Here is a 15,510-nt window from a genome sequence, read left to right on the forward strand (position 1 = left end):
TCACTCCTGCCCCCGGCGTATCCGCCGGGGCGCGCCGGTCAGCGACGGGACTTGTTGGGCTTCTCCCCCGGCACCTCGACGACGGTGGGCGCGGGTGCGAGGACGGCGGGCTTCACCGCGGGCCGCGGCGCCAGTCGCAGGGCGTGCTCGCGGGTGGTGGGAGTGCGCACGCCGGAGACGTCGCCGCCGTCGAGCTCGAGGAACACCGGGGCGGCCGGGATCACCATGCCCATCTGCTGGGCGCGGGCGGCCACCCGCTGGGGGTTGCGGAGCTCGTCGAGCTCCATCCGCAGGGTCTGCTCACGAGCCGACAGCGCGTCGGCCTGGGCCTCGAGCGACGCCACGGCGAACGAGGCCTGCTGCATCGAGGTGTTGAACATCAGCAGGCCGACGACGCCGCCGACCAGCACCAGGCTCACCAGGCTGACGAAGGGCATCCTCGGGGCGCGCGAGCGGATTCGGGGGACGACGGTGAGACGGGCGCGGTCGACCGCCTCCTGGGCGAGGCGTGGCACCCGGCGCTTGGGCTGGACTGCGGGACTGCTCATCGGACTGCTCCTGAGGGGGGAAGGACGCGCTCGACGGCGCGCAACCGGACGGAGGCTGCTCTGGGGTTGTCCGAGATCTCGTGATCATCTGCACGCTCCGCGCCGCGGGTGACGGCGCGGAACCGGGGCTCGCTCCCCTCCGGCACGAACGGGAGGTCGAGGGGCACGTCCAGGCGGGTCACGTCGCTGAACGCCCGCTTGACCAGGCGGTCCTCCAGCGAGTGGTAGGACTCGACGACCACGCGGCCACCGGGCCCGACCGCGTCCAGCGCCGCTGGGATCGCTCGCCGCAGGACCGCGAGCTCGTCGTTGACCTCCATGCGCAACGCCTGGAAGGTGCGCTTCGCGGGGTGCCCACCAGTACGACGGGCCGGTGCCGGGATCTCGGCGTAGAGCAGCTCGACGAGTGGCCCCGACGTCGTCCACGGCTCGGTCTCGCGCCGACGGACGATGGCGCCGGCGATCTTGCGGGCGAACTTCTCCTCGCCGTACTCCTTCAGGACCCGCGTCAGCTCGGCAGCCGAGTAGGTGTTGAGGACGTCTGCGGCCGTCGGCCCCGTGGTGCCGTCCATCCGCATGTCCAGGGGGGCGTCCGCGGCGTAGGCGAACCCCCGGTCACGCACGTCCAGCTGCATCGACGAGACGCCCAGGTCGAACAGCACGCCGTCGACGGCGTGGAGACCGAGGGTGTCGAGCACGTCGGGGAGCTCGTCGTAGACCGCGTGGACACCCTGGAACCTGTCGCCGAAAGGGGCGAGCCGCTCCGCCGACATGGCCAGTGCCGTGGTGTCGCGGTCGATGCCGATGACACGTGCAGTGGCGCACGCCCGGAGCACCGCCTCGGTGTGGCCGCCCAGGCCGAGGGTGCAGTCCACCAGGACCGAGCCCTCGTGCGCGAGGGCAGGCGCCAGGAGGGCGACGACCCGGTCGAGCAGCACCGGGGCGTGGCGGGGAGTCGTCATGGATTCAGCCCCGCTGGCCGAGCTGGAGGAGCAGCATCAACGCCAGGGTCGACGCCGAGGCCGTGGCCGCCGAGAAGGCGATGAGCACGAGCACCTCGCGAGCCTGGTCGCGCACTCGCAACGGAGCATCGGCCGCGGCGCTCTCCAGGGACTGGATGTGGCTCATGGTCTCGACCCCCCACTGCTTGCTCGGTGTTGCTGCTGGATTCCGCTTTGTTGGCGGTGCGACTGACACGCCCCCCAGGGAATGGCCCAGTGGGGTGAGCCGCCGCACCAGGTCCCTGCCCGCTCCCCCGTTGGGAAGGCCCTCTGGTGCCGGGGAAGTTGCCCCAGTTGGCACGTGAGAGCGGGCACGAGACCTGGTGATGCGGATCTGCTCGTCAGCTGTGGTGTTGTGGTGGTGCGTCGTGGTGCGGTGTCGCCTAGATGCCGGGGAAGACCTCGTCGCTGATCTCGGAGAACTTCTGCTCCTGCTCCTCCGAGTAGGTCGCCCAGGCGGCCGGGTCCCAGATCTCGACGCGGTTCATCGAGCCGATGACCACACACTCCTTGCGGAGCGAGGCGTACTCCCGCAGCGGGGCCGGGATGTTGATGCGGCCCTGCTTGTCCGGCACCTCCTGGCTGGCGGCGGCGAAGAGCATGCGGACGTAGTCGCGGGTGCCCTTGTTCGTCACCGGCGCGTCTGCGAGCCGGTCGGTCAGCTTCGCGAAGTCGCCCAGGGACCAGACCGTGAGGCAGCGCTCCTGACCTCTGGTCACCACGAGCCCTTCCGTCAGCTGGTCCCTGAACTTCGCGGGGAGGAAGAGCCGACCCTTCTCATCGAGCTTTGGCGTGTAGGTGCCGAAGAACATCCGGCACCTCCCTGCCTGCTCGGTGGACGGTTTCGACCCTGTCCTCCACTTTCCCCCACATTACCCCACATTGCTCCACCGTCAACCAGAAACCGCGTGTTGAGCGCTGGAATCTCCCCCCGAGCGCCGGATCTGCCGCCTGCTGGGCAGCGTGCGATCACGTCGAGCGCAGCGGTCGTCCCCTGCGTGGCGGTCGCCCTCTCGCCATTGGTGGAGGAAAGTGGGGGCAGGTATGTTGCGCGCACCACATACGGTGGTGGGGGTTGGACCGACGAGGGGAAGAGCGACGTGAGCACCGGCGTATCCACACAGGGCGACGCGGCGCCGTCAGCGGCGGACCTCGACACCCTCGTCAACGTCACGTCGTCGGTCCGGCGCAACATCGAGCGCGTCATCTCCGGCAAGCCAGACGTGGTCAACGCCGCGCTCGTGGTGCTGCTCGCCGAGGGTCACCTGCTGATCGAGGACGTCCCCGGAGTCGGCAAGACCCAGCTCAGCAAGGCTCTCGCCCGGAGCATCGACTGCACCGTGCGGCGCATCCAGTTCACGCCCGACCTGCTCCCCTCGGACGTCACCGGCGTCTCGGTCTTCAACCAGGACACCCGGGAGTTCGAGTTCCGGCCGGGCGGGGTCTTCGCCAACATCGTCGTGGGCGACGAGATCAACCGCGCGTCGCCGAAGACGCAGTCGGCCCTGCTGGAGTGCATGGAGGAACGTCAGGTGACGGTCGACAACTCGACCTACCACCTCGACCGCCCCTTCATGGTCATCGCGACCCAGAACCCCATCGAGATGGAGGGCACCTATGCCCTTCCGGAGGCACAGCGCGACCGGTTCATGGCGCGGGTCTCGGTCGGCTACCCCGTCGAGGCAGCGGAGATCTCGATGCTGGAGGGCCACACCGCACACAACCCCCTCGACGACCTGGAGCCCGTGACCGATGCAGCCGAGGTCCACAAGCTCATCGAGATCGTCGGCCGGGTGCACGTCTCCTCCGCCGTGCAGCGGTACGCCGTCGCGCTCGCGACCGCGACGCGGCACAGCCACGACCTCCATCTCGGCGCCTCGCCCCGGGCCACGCTCCACCTGGTCCGCGCCGCCAAGGCGATCGCCGCGATGGCCGGGCGCGACTTCGTTCTTCCCGATGACGTCCACGGCATCACCGCGTCGGTGCTCACCCACCGACTCATGCCCAACGTCGAGGCCACGATGAGCGGCCGCACGACCCACTCGATCCTGAAGGGCATCGTCGAATCCGTTCCCGTCCCTCGCCCCGACGGTGCCCGTGCGTGAGGCACTCGCTGCCCTGACCGTCCGCGGACGGGCATTCCTCGCTGCTGGCATCACCACCGTCGTCGCCGCCGTGGTCGCCGGTCACGACTCCGTCGTACGGATCGGGGTCCTGGTGGCTGTGCTGCCACTGCTCACGGTCCTCTCCATCAGCCGCTCCCGCTACCGGCTCGCCCTCGTGCGGACCGTCTCCCCCCAGCTCGTCACCGCCGGCCAGCCGGCCACCGTGTCGCTGACCGTGACGAACGACGGCCGCACCCCCACGGGCCTGCTGCTCCTCGAGGAGCGCCTCCCCTACGTCCTGGGCACCCGGCCCCGATTCGTCCTGGAGGGCTTGGCGCGGGGCTGGCGTCGTCACGCCACCTACCAGGTGCGCTCGGAGGTGCGTGGCCAGTTCGAGATCGGTCCCATGGCCGTGCGCGTCAGCGACCCGTTCGGGCTCGTCGAGCTCGGGCGCACCTTCGTGGCGACCACCCGCCTCACGGTCACCCCCCGCACCGTCGTCCTCCCCCCGATCCCCCTCGGTGGCGCCTGGACCGGCTCAGGTGACAACAGGCCCCGGGCCTTCGCCTCCGGGAGCGCCGAGGACGTCACGGTGCGCGAGTACCGCCACGGTGACGACCTGAGGCGGGTCCACTGGCGCAGCTCGGCCCGGGTGGGCGAGCTCATGGTCCGCCGCGAGGAGCAGCCATGGCAGTCCCGCGCCACCATCTACCTGGACAACCGCAGCAGCGCACACCGCGGCCAGGGGGCAGCGAGCTCCTTGGAGGCTGCGGTGTCGGCGACAGCTTCTGTCGGTGTCCACCTGGCACAGCGCGGCTACACCGTGCGCCTCGTCACGGCGTCCGGGGAGAGCCACCACACCGAGTGGCACTCACTGAGCGCCGGTGCGAGCACCGCCCCGCTGCTCGAGGCCCTGGCCGTCGTGACGCCGGCCAGCTCCCCCACTCCCGACACCCAGTGGCTCGCCGAGCCCGGGCACGGAGGCCTCACGGTCGGCATCTTCGGTGCTCTCGTCGACAGCGACCAGACGTTCCTGCGGCGACTGCAGCACCATGCGGCCTCCGGGCTGGCGATCGCGCTCGACGTCGATGCCTGGGCGCCCCACGTCCCGGCCACGCCCGGTCCCGGATCGGAGTCGTTGCTCACCAGGACCGGGTGGCGCTCGGTCGAGATCGGGCCTCGCGACCGGCTCGACTTGGCCTGGCGTGACCTGGGGACCCTCCAGGAGCAGTCCCGCCGCCACGCGGGGAGCCCCGCATGAGCCGCGATCGGTCCGCACTCGTCCGCCGCCTCGAGGTCGGCGCCCTGGCCATGCTGGCCGGCTGGATCACTCTGCTTTCGTGGCGGGCCCTCACTGTCGACTTCGCAGCGGTGGCGTGGCCCCTGCTGCTGCTCGGCGCCCTCCTCACCGTGGGAGGCTCGCTGGCGCGGTGGTGCAGGGTCCCCGCCGTCCTCGTCCTGCTGTGCCAGCTGCTGCTGTGCGCCGTGGTGGTGGTCGGCGCCACGACGGGCTCCCTGGTGCCGACGGCCGCCAACCTCGGTGACTTCACGGACGCGGTGCGGGCTGCCCTCGACTCCTCGCGCCAGTACGTCGCCCCGATCCCAGCGAGTGTCCCGTCCGTGCACCCGCTGCTGCTGATCGGTGGGGCACTGCTGCTGCTCGCGATCGAGGTGTGCGCCGGCACTCTGCGCAAGGTCCCCCTGGCGGGTCTGGCGCTCCTCGTCATCCACACCGTGCCGTCGGCACTGACCACGACCTCGGTCCCGTGGTGGACCTTCATCGCCGGCGGCGGGCTCTTCCTCGCCGCACTCTTCGCCCAGCACAGCGACGAGCTGGCCCGGTGGGGGCACGGCGCCCACGACTCCGACGGCAACTTCTCGATGCGCACCGGCGCCGTCGCACGCAGCGCCCTCGCTCTCGGCAGCGTCGCGATCGCACTCGCCCTGGCGGCTCCTCTGGCGATCCCCACCCTCGACACGGCCGTCTTCGACGGACCCGGCCCGGGCGCTCGGTCCATCACGGTGAAGGACCCGATGGTCGACCTGCGCCGGGACCTCCGCCGCGGGCAGGACGTCCCGCTGCTGTGGGTCTCGACCTCGGGGCCCCGGCCGACCTACCTCCGCATGGCCGTCCTCGCCAACTTCGTCGACGAGCGTTGGACGCCGGGCGACCGCGAGATCCCCGAGGACCAGGTGGCCGTGGGCAGCCTGCCCGGGTTGGACGGCGTGTCGACGTCCCTGCCGAGGAGCACCCATCGCTACGGGGTCCGCGTCAGCTCCGACTTCGACTCGACCTGGCTCCCCACCATGCCGCAGATCACCCGGATCAACGCCGGGGTCGACTGGCGCTACGACCTGGCAACACGCGACTTCATCGCAGCCGGCGAGGACGTCACCGCAGCTGCTCGGGCCTACGACTTCTCCGGTGTCGAGCTGGACTACGACCCTCGGAGCATGGACGAGGCCGTGTCGGGCATCACCAACGTGCGCTCGACGTTCACCGACTTGCCGTCGAGCCTCCCCATCGAGATCCGCGAGCTGGCCACGCAGGTGACGCAGGGAGCCCCCACCCGCTACCAGAAGATGCAGCGCCTGCAGCAGTGGTTCCGACAGGACGGTGGCTTCAGGTACGACATCGACGCGGTCGACTCGGTCGACGAGGACGGTGCTGACCTGGTGTCGTTCCTCTCCGAGGGCGGCCGGGTCGGCTACTGCGAGCAGTTCGCAGCGTCGATGGCCATCATGGCCCGGGTCCTGGGCGTCCCAAGCCGCGTCGCTGTCGGCTTCCTCGAGCCAGAGGGCATCGACGGTGGCCAGTGGGAGTTCTCCGCGTGGGACCTGCACGCGTGGCCCGAGCTCTACTTCCCGGGCTCCGGGTGGGTGCGATTCGAACCCACTCCGGCCGCGCGCGCGGGTGACGTCCCGGCCTACACCAACACCGACGTCGAGGCCGCCCCCGAGTCGCCCTCACCGACCTCCAGCAGCTCGACCGCCGTTCCAGCCGAGCCGCGACCGCAACCGGAGGACTCCTCGGACACCGCCGACGAGCCGCTGCTCGGCGCGAGAGGTCTCACCGTCCTGCTCGTCTCGCTCGGCCTCCTGCTCGTGGCCGCCCTCCTGCAGCTCCCGCGCCTGCGGCGAGGCTCCCTGCGGCGGGCACGGCTCGCACGCGGGATCGAGGGGGTGTGGGAGGAGCTGCAGGCAACAGCCGTCGACCTCGGGCACACCTGGCCGCACGGCCGATCTCCACGTCGTACCGGCGCCTTCCTGGGATCCTTGCTGGGCACGCCCTCTCCCGCCCGCGAGCGACCGGACCGACCGCGCCGAGGACGTCTCGAGGCACCCCTGGCTGCCGCCGCCCTCGACAGGCTGGTCGAGCGTCTCGAGCGCAGCCGCTACGCGCCCTACGCCCCCGAGGGCTCGGAGGCGGCCCGGGGCCGGCTCGCGGACGACGCCGACCTCGTCATGGAGGCGCTCGTCTCGGGCGTCTCGGGCAGGGTCCAGCGGCGGGCGGAGTGGTGGCCACGTTCGGTGGTGGGATCGCCTTGGGGCCGACGACCCCGACAAGGTCCTGGGGTGACCGGGAGCACCCAGGTCGACCCGGTCGCGACGGACCGGACCGAGGAGCTCGTGGGCTAGGGCAGTGTCCTAGAACCCACGCTCGCGGCGACGACGCCAGCGCTCCTCGACGCGCTCCATGAAGGAGCCGTGCGAGCGCTGCCGCGGGCGAGAGGGACGGTGCTTGCGGCCGCCGTCGACCACGCCGAAGCCGGTGTGGCCGGACTCGCGAACCTTCGAGGCACCCTGCGGCGAGGCCATCCGGGCAGTGGGTGTGCGCATTGCGGTCACGGCGAGCACCGCGCCACCGAGCATCACCACGAAGCCGACCACACCCATGATGACACCGGGAACGGGCTGGCTGAGGAGCACTGCTCCCACGAGCATGCCGATCCCGGCGACGAGGATCACCCCGCCGAGGATCGCTCGACGACGGGCGGCCCGCTGGAACGAGGTGCCCCGGAGCGCGGAGGCGAGCTTGGGGTCCTCCTCGACGAGCGCGCGCTCCATCTGCTCGAGGAGACGAAGTTCTTCCTCCGAGAGCGGCACGACTCCTCCTCCACAACGGCTGACTGGTCTCAAGTCTAGGCACGCCTGCAACAAGACGGGTAGCGGTCGGGCGAAATTGGTCACGCCGATCTTCAGACGAGGCTGGCGGGCCGCACCGCGGCAGCCCCGAAGCGCCGTGCGGCCCGGTCGACCGCGCGGTCGGCCTCCGCCCAGCCGCACTCGGGCTCTCCCAGCACCAGCTGTCGCTGGACGCTGGCCCGCGGCACCAGCCCCTCGACCCGGACGCCGACCAAGCGCACCCGGGACCGCGTGAGGCCGAGCGAGTCGTGGAGCCGGGTGACGGCACGGTGGATCTCCACCGTGACGTCGGTCGGCTCGGGAAGGGTCCGTGACCTGGTCAGCGTGGTGAAGTCTGCGAAGCGGAGCTTGAGGGTCACCGTGCGCCCGGCCACGCCGGCCACGCGCATCCGCCGCCCCACCCGGTCGGAGAGCCTGAGGAGCTCACGCACCACGACGTCCCTGTCGTCGGTGTCGCGCGCGAAGGTCTCGTCAGCACCCATCGACCTCTCGGGGTCGTGCGGGCCCGCCTGGGGCGAGAGGTCCGTGCGGTCGGTCCCCCAGGCGAGGTGGTGGAGCTGTCGCCCCAGGTGGTCGCCGACGGCTCGCTGCAGGGTGCGCAGCGGTGTGTGTGCGACGTCGCCGACGGTGACCAGTCCGAGCCGGTGGAGCATCGCCTGCGTCTTCTCCCCCACTCCCCACAGCTCACCCACGTCGAGCGGGTGGAGGAAGGAGGTCACCTCGGTCGGGGGCACGACGACCACGCCGTCAGGCTTGGCCCGCTTGCTGGCCAGCTTGGCGACCGCGACGGTGGCGGCCACGCCCACCGAGCAGGTGATCTGCTGCTCGTCGTGGATCGTCGAGCGCAGGCGCTCGGCGATGAGCTCGGGAGGCCCCAGCCGCCGGGTCGACCCGCTGACGTCGAGGAACGCCTCGTCCAGCGAGATCGCCTCGACCACTGGGGTGACCTCTCGGAAGACCTCCATCACCGAGGCCGACACGGTGCCGAACAGCTCGAAGTCGGGAGCGATCACCACCGCGTCGGGGCAGAGGCGTCTGGCCCTGGTCATCGGCAGCGCGGAGCGGACGCCGTGGTCACGGGCCAGGTAGTTGGCCGAGAGCACCACGCCCCGGCTGCCACCACCCACGATGACGGGCTGACCCACCAGGTCCGGCCGTCCACGGGTGGCGACGGAGGCGTAGAACGCGTCCATGTCGACGTGGAGGATCGGGGTGTCGGTCATCGACACCCCCGACTCGAGGAGTCAGTGCTGGGCGAGCAGGTGCAGCTGCGTGGCGAGCGGGAGGAACTCAGGGCGCGTTGCCACCGCCTGCTCGAGGTCTGCCAGCGCAGTCGCGGCACCCGGCTCGAGGTCGATGAGGTTGCCCGGGACGAGGTCGGCGAAGACACGCACGGCATGGACGGTGCTCGGACCGAACCCAGCTCCGGAGAGCAGGCCGAGCACCTCCTCGTGGGTGAAGCGGCGCCCACCACGGCTGCTCGTCGACACATCGGCGTCGAGCAGCTCGCGAGCAGCCTGGAAGTGGCCGGCCATCGCGCGGGCCACCACCGCGGCGTGGCGCTGGGCGACGAGCAGGCTGAGGTGACCCCCCGGACGCAGCACCTCGGCGATCGTGGCGAGGGCCTCAGCAGGGTCGTCGACGACCTCGAGGACGCCGTGGCAGAGCACCAGGTCGGCCTCGTCGACGAGGTCGGCGAGGTCGGCGAGGTCTCCTTGCTGACCTGAGACCAGGTCGGCGACGTCGCGCTCACGGGCGCGTCGGTCGAGGGCAGCCAGGGCGTCGGGGCTGGGGTCGATGACCTGGACGCGATGGCCCAGCTCGGCCAGCGCGACGGCGAAGCCACCCGTGCCCCCGCCGATGTCGATGATGCGCGCCGGCTCTCCTGACGAGCCGTCGGGAGCGTCGAGGACATCCCGGACCGCGGACCAGACGACGCCGGTGCGCACGGCCTGGCGGCGCTCGTGGGAGGTGCTGGTGCCTGGCATGGACCCAACCCTAGTGCGTCGCGGCCTCTCACCCCGGGCTCCCGGGGCTGCGGTGCCACAGCTTGCGGGCGACGTCCTTCACCGAGTCGCCAGCCGGTCTGATGTCGGCATAGGGGGACATCTGGAACCCGCTGCTGTGCACGAGCACGCGTCGTTGCTGGGGGCTTGTGTCGGCCGGGTCATCCGTCCTGACCGGCCGGTCGAGGCGGGCCAGCTCGGCGCGCACCAGGTCGATCCCCTCGTCGCTGTCGCGGCCCTGCAACCACAGCGCGTGCAGTCGTGGCAGCTCCCAGGCGCCGGTGGCACGCAGCGAGACGCCACGGCGACCGGTGCGCCGGAGCTCGCCCCGCACGAGCAGCAGCCACGAGCCGAAGACCGTGGCGGCGCAGGGAGCCTGGGCGTCCTCGAAGAAGGTCGCGTCCACCGGCCCGGTGCCGTCGTCCAGCGTCAGGAAGACCACCCGCCGACCCGAGCGGACCGGCGGAGTCTGGGTGGCGACCTTGACCCCTGCCACCAGCAGCTCGGAGCGACTGCGACGACGGAGCAGGTCGCGGCTGGAGGTCGCGCCCAGTGCGTCGAGGAACTCGGCGTAGGGAGTCACCGCGTGCTGGCTGACGTCGAGACCGAGGATCTCCAGCTCGGCCCGCATCCGTTCGTGGCGGCTCATCTCGGGCAGGCCGGTGGCGCGCTCCCCCTGCCCACCCGGCTCGTCACCCAGGCTCAGGGTCAGCTGGACCGAGTCGGCCGGTCGGACCGGCTGGGCCGCACGGGACTGGGCGGCCGCCCGGACCGCGGGGTCGGAGCTGTTGAGCTCTGCTGCGCCCGCGGCCCGCACGGCGGCGGGTCGCAGCGTCCGGCGCGCCGCAAGGCCCCGACCACGGGAGGTGCGGTCGAGCACCCGGGCATGCCGGTCGAGCTCGGCGGCCTGCAGCAGCAGGTCACGGCGAGTGAGCCGACCACGACGCTGGACCGTGGCATCGCCGGCGTCGATGTCGTAGACCGAGTCGAAGCCGCCGGCCAGCACCAGCCGCTCGAGGACCGGGCGCGAGACCCGGGCCCGGTGGAAGAAGTCCGACAACGAGACGTAGGGCGTCTCCCGCGCGGTGACGATGCGGGCGACCTCGGCCTCGCTGATGCCCTTGACGTCGGCGAGCGAGATCCGGATCGCGTGGCCGGCAGGGTGCTGCTCACTGCGCTCGACGCAGTAGGACGCCTCACTGGCGTTGACGTCGAGACCGAGCACACCCACCCCGAACTGGCGGGCGTCGTCGAGGATCAGTCGTTTGGGATACATGCCGGGGTCGTGGGTGAGCACCCCCGCCAGGAAGTGGGCCGGCCAGTGGGCCTTGAGCCAGGCCGACTGGTAGGTGGGCAGCGCGAAGGCCGCCGCGTGCGCCTTGCAGAAGCCGAAGGAGGCGAAGGACTCCAGCACCTTCCACAGCCTCTCGACAAGTGGGAGGTCGTAGCCGTGCGAGAGCGCCCGCGCGTGGAACCACACCTTGGTCTCGGCCATCCCCTCGGTGTCTCCGAGGGCGCGACGCTTCTCGTCGGCCTCGGCGTAGGAGACCCGCGCGAACCTGGCGATGATCTCGATCACCTGCTCGTGGAAGACCACCACACCTCGGGTCGACTCCAGGATCGGGCGCAGGTCGTCGTGGAAGTAGCGGGCGATCTTCCATCCCTGCTTGGCCTCGAGGTAGGGGGTGATCATGTCGCTCTTGACCGGGCCGGGACGGAACAGCGAGATGTCGGTGATGATGTCCTCGAAGCTCTCGATGCCGGACTTGCCGACGAGCTCGCGCTGACCCGGTGACTCGATCTGGAAGACGCCCAGGGTCTTGGCCTCGCTGATCATCGAGTAGGTCGGCACGTCGTCGAAGGGGACCTGCACCTCGTCGTCGAGGTCGATCTCGACGCCGTCGACCCGTGCCACCTCGGCGACCGCGTGGGCCATCGCCGACTGCATCCGGATGCCGAGCACGTCGAGCTTGAGCAGGCCGAGCTCCTCGACGTCGTCCTTGTCGAACTGGCTCATCGGGAAGCCCGAGTAGGAGGCCTCCACCGGGGTCCGGTCGAGCAGGGTGGCATCGGAGAGGAGCACTCCGCACGGGTGCATGGCGATGTGTCGGGGCAGCCCGTCGAGCCGCTCGACCAGGCCGAAGAAGAGGTCGAGGCCGCCCGGCCCTCCCCAGGACCCGGTCAGACCGCTGGCCCGCAGCTCCGGCAGGTCGCGCAGCGCCAGCCGGGCATCGCGGGCGCGGATGTGGGGGAAGGCCTTGGCGATGGCGTCGATCTCACCCGGCGGCATGCCGAGGGCAGCCCCGACATCGCGCACGGCGTGGCGGACCCGGTAGGTGTCCATCATCGAGACGCAGACGCAGCGCTCTCCCCCGAACTTCTCGAGGATCGCGCGGTAGACCTCTTCACGGCGCGCCGACTCGACGTCGATGTCGATGTCGGGCAACGAGGCACGCAGCGGCGAGAGGAACCGCTCCATGATCAGGTTGTGGCGGATCGGGTCGACACCGGAGACCCCGAGCAGGTAGTTGACCAGGCTCCCGGCACCCGAGCCGCGAGCCGCCCGGCGGATGCCCATCGCACCGATCATGTCGGTGACGTCGGCGACGGTGAGGAAGTAGGAGGCGTAGCCCAGTGTCTTGATGATCTCCAGCTCGTCGTCGAGCCGTTTCCAGATCCGCTGGCGCGGCGCGTTGCCGTAGCGGCCTCCGATCGCGGCCTCGCACCGACGGCGGAGCTCGACATCGGCTCCTCGGGCTCCGGCGTCGAACTCGGGGAAGTGGATCTCGCCGATGCCCAGGTCGGCCCGCGGGTCGAGGGCGCAACGGTCGGCGACGGCCCGGGTGCGGGCCAGCAAACGGCGCGCCTCGGTCTCGCTGTCACCCATGCCGGCCAGCCGGCAGACCTCCTCGGCGACCTCGTGCATCTCCTTGCCGGACTTCAGGAACCCCTCGGCGTTGCCGCGGGAGCCGTCCGGGCCGATGTCACGCAGGCTGGCCGACCCCAACGGCACGAGCCGACGGGCGGCGTCGAGCACGTCGACGACGGGCGCGTCCAGGCGGTCGGCGTATCGCACCGCGTTGGTGAGCACGCTCGTCAAGCCGGCCCGGTGGGCCATCGCGGCCATCCGGGCAGCATGGTGGGACGTGCCGGGACCCCAGGTCGCCGCACCGCCCCGGCCGGCCCTGAGCCGGTGGGAGACCAGCTCGACGACGAGGTTCTCCCGAGGGACGACCTCGCACCACGACTCGATCACGGCCGCGCCGAGGTCGTCACGCCGTCGGGTCGCCGCCATGCCCAGGTCGGAGGCCGGCCCCAGCAGGACGACCACGTGCCCGCCGGACAGGTGGGGCGCGAGCAGGTCGAGGCCGGCCACGGGACGGCCCCGCTCACCGGCGAGGTGGGCAGCGGAGACCATCCGGCACACCGCAGCCCAGCCGGCCCGACCGACCGCAAGGAAGGTCGCCCGCCCTGCCCCGACCGCCAGGTCGACCCCGAGCACCGGGCGGACACCTGCCGAGCGGCAGGCGTTGACGAACTTGACCGCCCCGTAGGTGCCGTCGCGATCGGTGAGGGCGAGGGTGTCCATCTCGTGCTCGACGGCCCGCTCCACCAGGACGTGGGGATGAGAGGCGCCGAACTGTCGGGAGTAGCCCGACGCCACGTGGAGATGGACGAACGGATCAGGCGACACCGCTGTGCTCGCTCGCGTGGGGCACCGCTGCCCGACCGCCTGCACGGACGTGGGGCACCAGCCCCAACGACTGCTCCACCACGGCCAGGAACCGGTCGGAGTCGCGCACCAGGTCGTCGGCCTCGCGCTCGGTCACGGCTCGGGTCGAGCCCGCCTCGGCGGCTGCCCGCTTGGCAGCGCCGGCGGCGAAGAAGCGTGCCCACTCGGTGAGCTCGGGGGCCACCTCGGCCAGCAGGACCCAGGCGTTCTTCTGGCGGCGGGCCCGTGGCGCCGGGCGAGCCCGTGCCGCCAGCAGGGCGGCCGCAGCCTGCAACGCCGCGACGTGGGCGCAGGCGTAGCGGGTCGGGACGTCGCGCGCGGTGACCGCCTCGTGGAGGGAGGCGGCCGAGCGCTCGAGGTAGGAGTGGGTGGTCGCGGGCAGGAGGTGGGGAGACATCGTCACTCCCCCTCAGTCGACGCAGCCGACGAGCTGCCAGCGCCCGTCGGTCCAGCTGAAGGAGAGGTCGAAGACTCCGTCGTTGTCGACGCCACGGCCTGCCGCGACCCGCCACAGCTCGCGCTCGACCAGCATGTCGGTGTGGGCCTGGGTGGGAGGGGTCTGGTCTGGACGGGTCTCGGCAGGCGACGTCGCCTCGTCGGAGCCCACCACCGCCCGCACTCCGGCGGACTGCCACCAGGGGCCGGTCTCGACCCAGTGCGCCAGCACCGCGCGCACCTTCCACAGCCGGCCGCGCCACAGGAACTGGTCGGGCCCCTCGGTCTCGCCGCGTCGCACCTCGACGGGGTCGTCGTACTGCCTCATCACGCCTCCACTGCACCTCTGGCAGGTTCTGCCTGCTGTCAGTCGACCCCGGGGCGACCCGGGTGTCGGTGGGGGTCGAGGTCACCGCCACCCGGGTCTGTCGAACGTTTGTTCGAACACCCTGAACGGTACTACCCCTGTCCGACAGTCTCAAGAGAACGGCCCCGACGGACCGGAGGAACGCAGCCGGAGGCTAGACGTCGTCGCGCAGGTAGGCGGTGGTGTCCTTGCGCCACAGGAGGACCACGAGGAGCGCACCCAGCAGGATCAGGAGGACCGAGAGGACCACGAAGATCGTCGGCATCTGGTTCTGCAGGCAGACCGTGACCACCAGCGCTCCCATGAACGCCGTGGCCGTCAGGACCCAGCGCGCCCAGGGGAACCCGCCGGCCAGGAACGCGCCCAGGACCAGCGAGAGCAGGGCGAAGCCGACGAAGGCCACCACGGCGAGGGCGACGAACCCCGGCGAGATCTGGTCGGCACGCAGCGCCTCGATCCCCCCTTGGGCCAGGATCTCCTGCGCGGTGGGGTTGCCCTCGGCCCACGTCATCAGGATGTCGTCGCTCATCAACCAGGTGAGCAGAGTGATCACGCCCGAGGTCGCCACGAGCAGGGCGAGCACCCGCAGGCTGTTGACCACTGATCCCGGCATCTCGCGCGACATGATTTCCCTCCGAAGGCACTTGCGGTCCGTGCTGGCTAGGCTCCCCCCATGTCGAGTGAGCACCCAGCGATCACCTCGTTCAGAGATGAGCTCGTCCGGCGCGGCGGCACCGGTGAGGTAGTCATCCTGCCGGACAGCGCCCACACTGCCGCACTCGCCGCCGCCGCGCTCGGCTGCGAGGTGGGCGCCATCGCCAACAGCCTCCTGTTCGACGCCGGCGGCCACCCGGTCCTGATCCTCACCTCCGGCGCCCACCGGGTCGACACCGCCACAGCGGCCGCCCGGGTGGGCGTCGAGCGCCTCGACCGCGCCAGCCCCGACTTCGTACGACGCCACACCGGACAGGTCATCGGCGGCGTCTCGCCGTTCGACCACCCGGCCCCTGTCCCGACCTGGATCGACCCCTGGCTGCGCCGGCACGAGACGATCTGGGCAGCTGCGGGCCACCCCGCCGCGGTGTTCTCCACGACGTTCGACGAGCTCCTCGCGATGACCGGTGGCACCGTGGCCGAGGTGGCCTGACATGGAGGTCCGAGCATGGAGG

General features: G+C 71.4%; 15 protein-coding genes. 4 read left to right on the forward strand and 11 right to left on the reverse strand.

What is annotated here, in order from left to right; all coding sequences use genetic code 11:
• Positions 1-38: 38 nt before the first annotated feature.
• The 4 genes from ftsL to mraZ form a co-directional block, all read right to left on the reverse strand.
• Positions 39-548 carry a cell division protein FtsL gene (ftsL, locus tag EXE58_RS00125; RefSeq protein ID WP_135266010.1) on the reverse strand — a complete coding sequence of 170 codons (510 nt, stop codon included), beginning with the start codon at positions 546-548 and terminating at the stop codon, positions 39-41.
• Complete coding sequence (gene rsmH, locus EXE58_RS00130; RefSeq protein WP_135266011.1) at positions 545-1,510, reverse strand: 16S rRNA (cytosine(1402)-N(4))-methyltransferase RsmH; 966 nt, start codon at positions 1,508-1,510, stop codon at positions 545-547. Before rsmH ends, ftsL begins: the two co-directional genes overlap by 4 nt.
• Positions 1,511-1,514: 4 nt before the next feature.
• Positions 1,515-1,676, reverse strand: coding sequence for a hypothetical protein (locus EXE58_RS19320; RefSeq protein ID WP_167288572.1), 162 nt, complete (start codon positions 1,674-1,676; stop codon positions 1,515-1,517).
• A 256-nt stretch (positions 1,677-1,932) separates the two neighbouring features.
• Complete coding sequence (mraZ, locus tag EXE58_RS00135) at positions 1,933-2,361, reverse strand: division/cell wall cluster transcriptional repressor MraZ (RefSeq protein ID WP_135266012.1); 429 nt, start codon at positions 2,359-2,361, stop codon at positions 1,933-1,935.
• Positions 2,362-2,649: 288 nt separating this feature from the next.
• Between mraZ and EXE58_RS00140 the strand changes: the two genes are divergently transcribed.
• Genes EXE58_RS00140 through EXE58_RS00150 form a run of 3 tightly spaced genes read left to right on the forward strand, consistent with a single transcriptional unit; the run spans position 2,650 to position 7,293 of the window.
• The gene (locus tag EXE58_RS00140; RefSeq protein ID WP_135266013.1) at positions 2,650-3,654 is read left to right on the forward strand and encodes an AAA family ATPase; all 1,005 of its coding nucleotides are present in this window, start codon (positions 2,650-2,652) and stop codon (positions 3,652-3,654) included.
• Positions 3,647-4,915 (forward strand): DUF58 domain-containing protein, encoded by a 1,269-nt coding sequence (locus tag EXE58_RS00145; RefSeq protein ID WP_135266014.1) that lies wholly within the window; start codon positions 3,647-3,649, stop codon positions 4,913-4,915. Before EXE58_RS00140 ends, EXE58_RS00145 begins: the two co-directional genes overlap by 8 nt.
• Positions 4,912-7,293, forward strand: coding sequence for a transglutaminase TgpA family protein (locus tag EXE58_RS00150; protein WP_135266015.1), 2,382 nt, complete (start codon positions 4,912-4,914; stop codon positions 7,291-7,293). Before EXE58_RS00145 ends, EXE58_RS00150 begins: the two co-directional genes overlap by 4 nt.
• A gap of 9 nt (positions 7,294-7,302) precedes the next feature.
• On the opposite strand, the gene EXE58_RS00155 is transcribed toward EXE58_RS00150, so the two are convergent.
• From EXE58_RS00155 to EXE58_RS19330, 7 genes are all read right to left on the reverse strand, one after another.
• Positions 7,303-7,761, reverse strand: a complete 459-nt coding sequence (locus EXE58_RS00155; RefSeq protein ID WP_135266016.1) for a DUF3040 domain-containing protein — start codon at positions 7,759-7,761, stop codon at positions 7,303-7,305.
• 92 nt (positions 7,762-7,853) lie between these two features.
• Positions 7,854-9,023, reverse strand: a complete 1,170-nt coding sequence (dinB, locus tag EXE58_RS00160; protein ID WP_135266017.1) for a DNA polymerase IV — start codon at positions 9,021-9,023, stop codon at positions 7,854-7,856.
• Positions 9,024-9,044: 21 nt separating this feature from the next.
• A complete protein-coding gene (locus EXE58_RS00165; RefSeq protein ID WP_135266018.1) occupies positions 9,045-9,788 on the reverse strand; it encodes a methyltransferase domain-containing protein in 744 nt (247 codons plus the stop codon).
• Between the two features lie 28 nt (positions 9,789-9,816).
• A complete protein-coding gene (locus EXE58_RS00170; RefSeq protein ID WP_135266019.1) occupies positions 9,817-13,500 on the reverse strand; it encodes a DNA polymerase III subunit alpha in 3,684 nt (1,227 codons plus the stop codon).
• The gene (locus tag EXE58_RS00175) at positions 13,490-13,936 is read right to left on the reverse strand and encodes an SAV_6107 family HEPN domain-containing protein (RefSeq protein WP_135266020.1); all 447 of its coding nucleotides are present in this window, start codon (positions 13,934-13,936) and stop codon (positions 13,490-13,492) included. Before EXE58_RS00175 ends, EXE58_RS00170 begins: the two co-directional genes overlap by 11 nt.
• A gap of 12 nt (positions 13,937-13,948) precedes the next feature.
• Positions 13,949-14,302, reverse strand: coding sequence for a DUF6504 family protein (locus tag EXE58_RS19325; RefSeq protein ID WP_167288574.1), 354 nt, complete (start codon positions 14,300-14,302; stop codon positions 13,949-13,951).
• A 193-nt stretch (positions 14,303-14,495) separates the two neighbouring features.
• Positions 14,496-14,966 (reverse strand): hypothetical protein, encoded by a 471-nt coding sequence (locus tag EXE58_RS19330; protein ID WP_167288576.1) that lies wholly within the window; start codon positions 14,964-14,966, stop codon positions 14,496-14,498.
• Positions 14,967-15,014: 48 nt separating this feature from the next.
• Between EXE58_RS19330 and EXE58_RS00190 the strand changes: the two genes are divergently transcribed.
• Positions 15,015-15,488: a YbaK/EbsC family protein gene (locus EXE58_RS00190; protein WP_135266022.1), complete on the forward strand. Its 474-nt coding sequence runs from the start codon at positions 15,015-15,017 to the stop codon at positions 15,486-15,488.
• Positions 15,489-15,510: the final 22 nt, after the last annotated feature.

It is taken from the genome of Nocardioides seonyuensis, from assembly GCF_004683965.1.
Taxonomy (GTDB): domain Bacteria; phylum Actinomycetota; class Actinomycetes; order Propionibacteriales; family Nocardioidaceae; genus Nocardioides; species Nocardioides seonyuensis.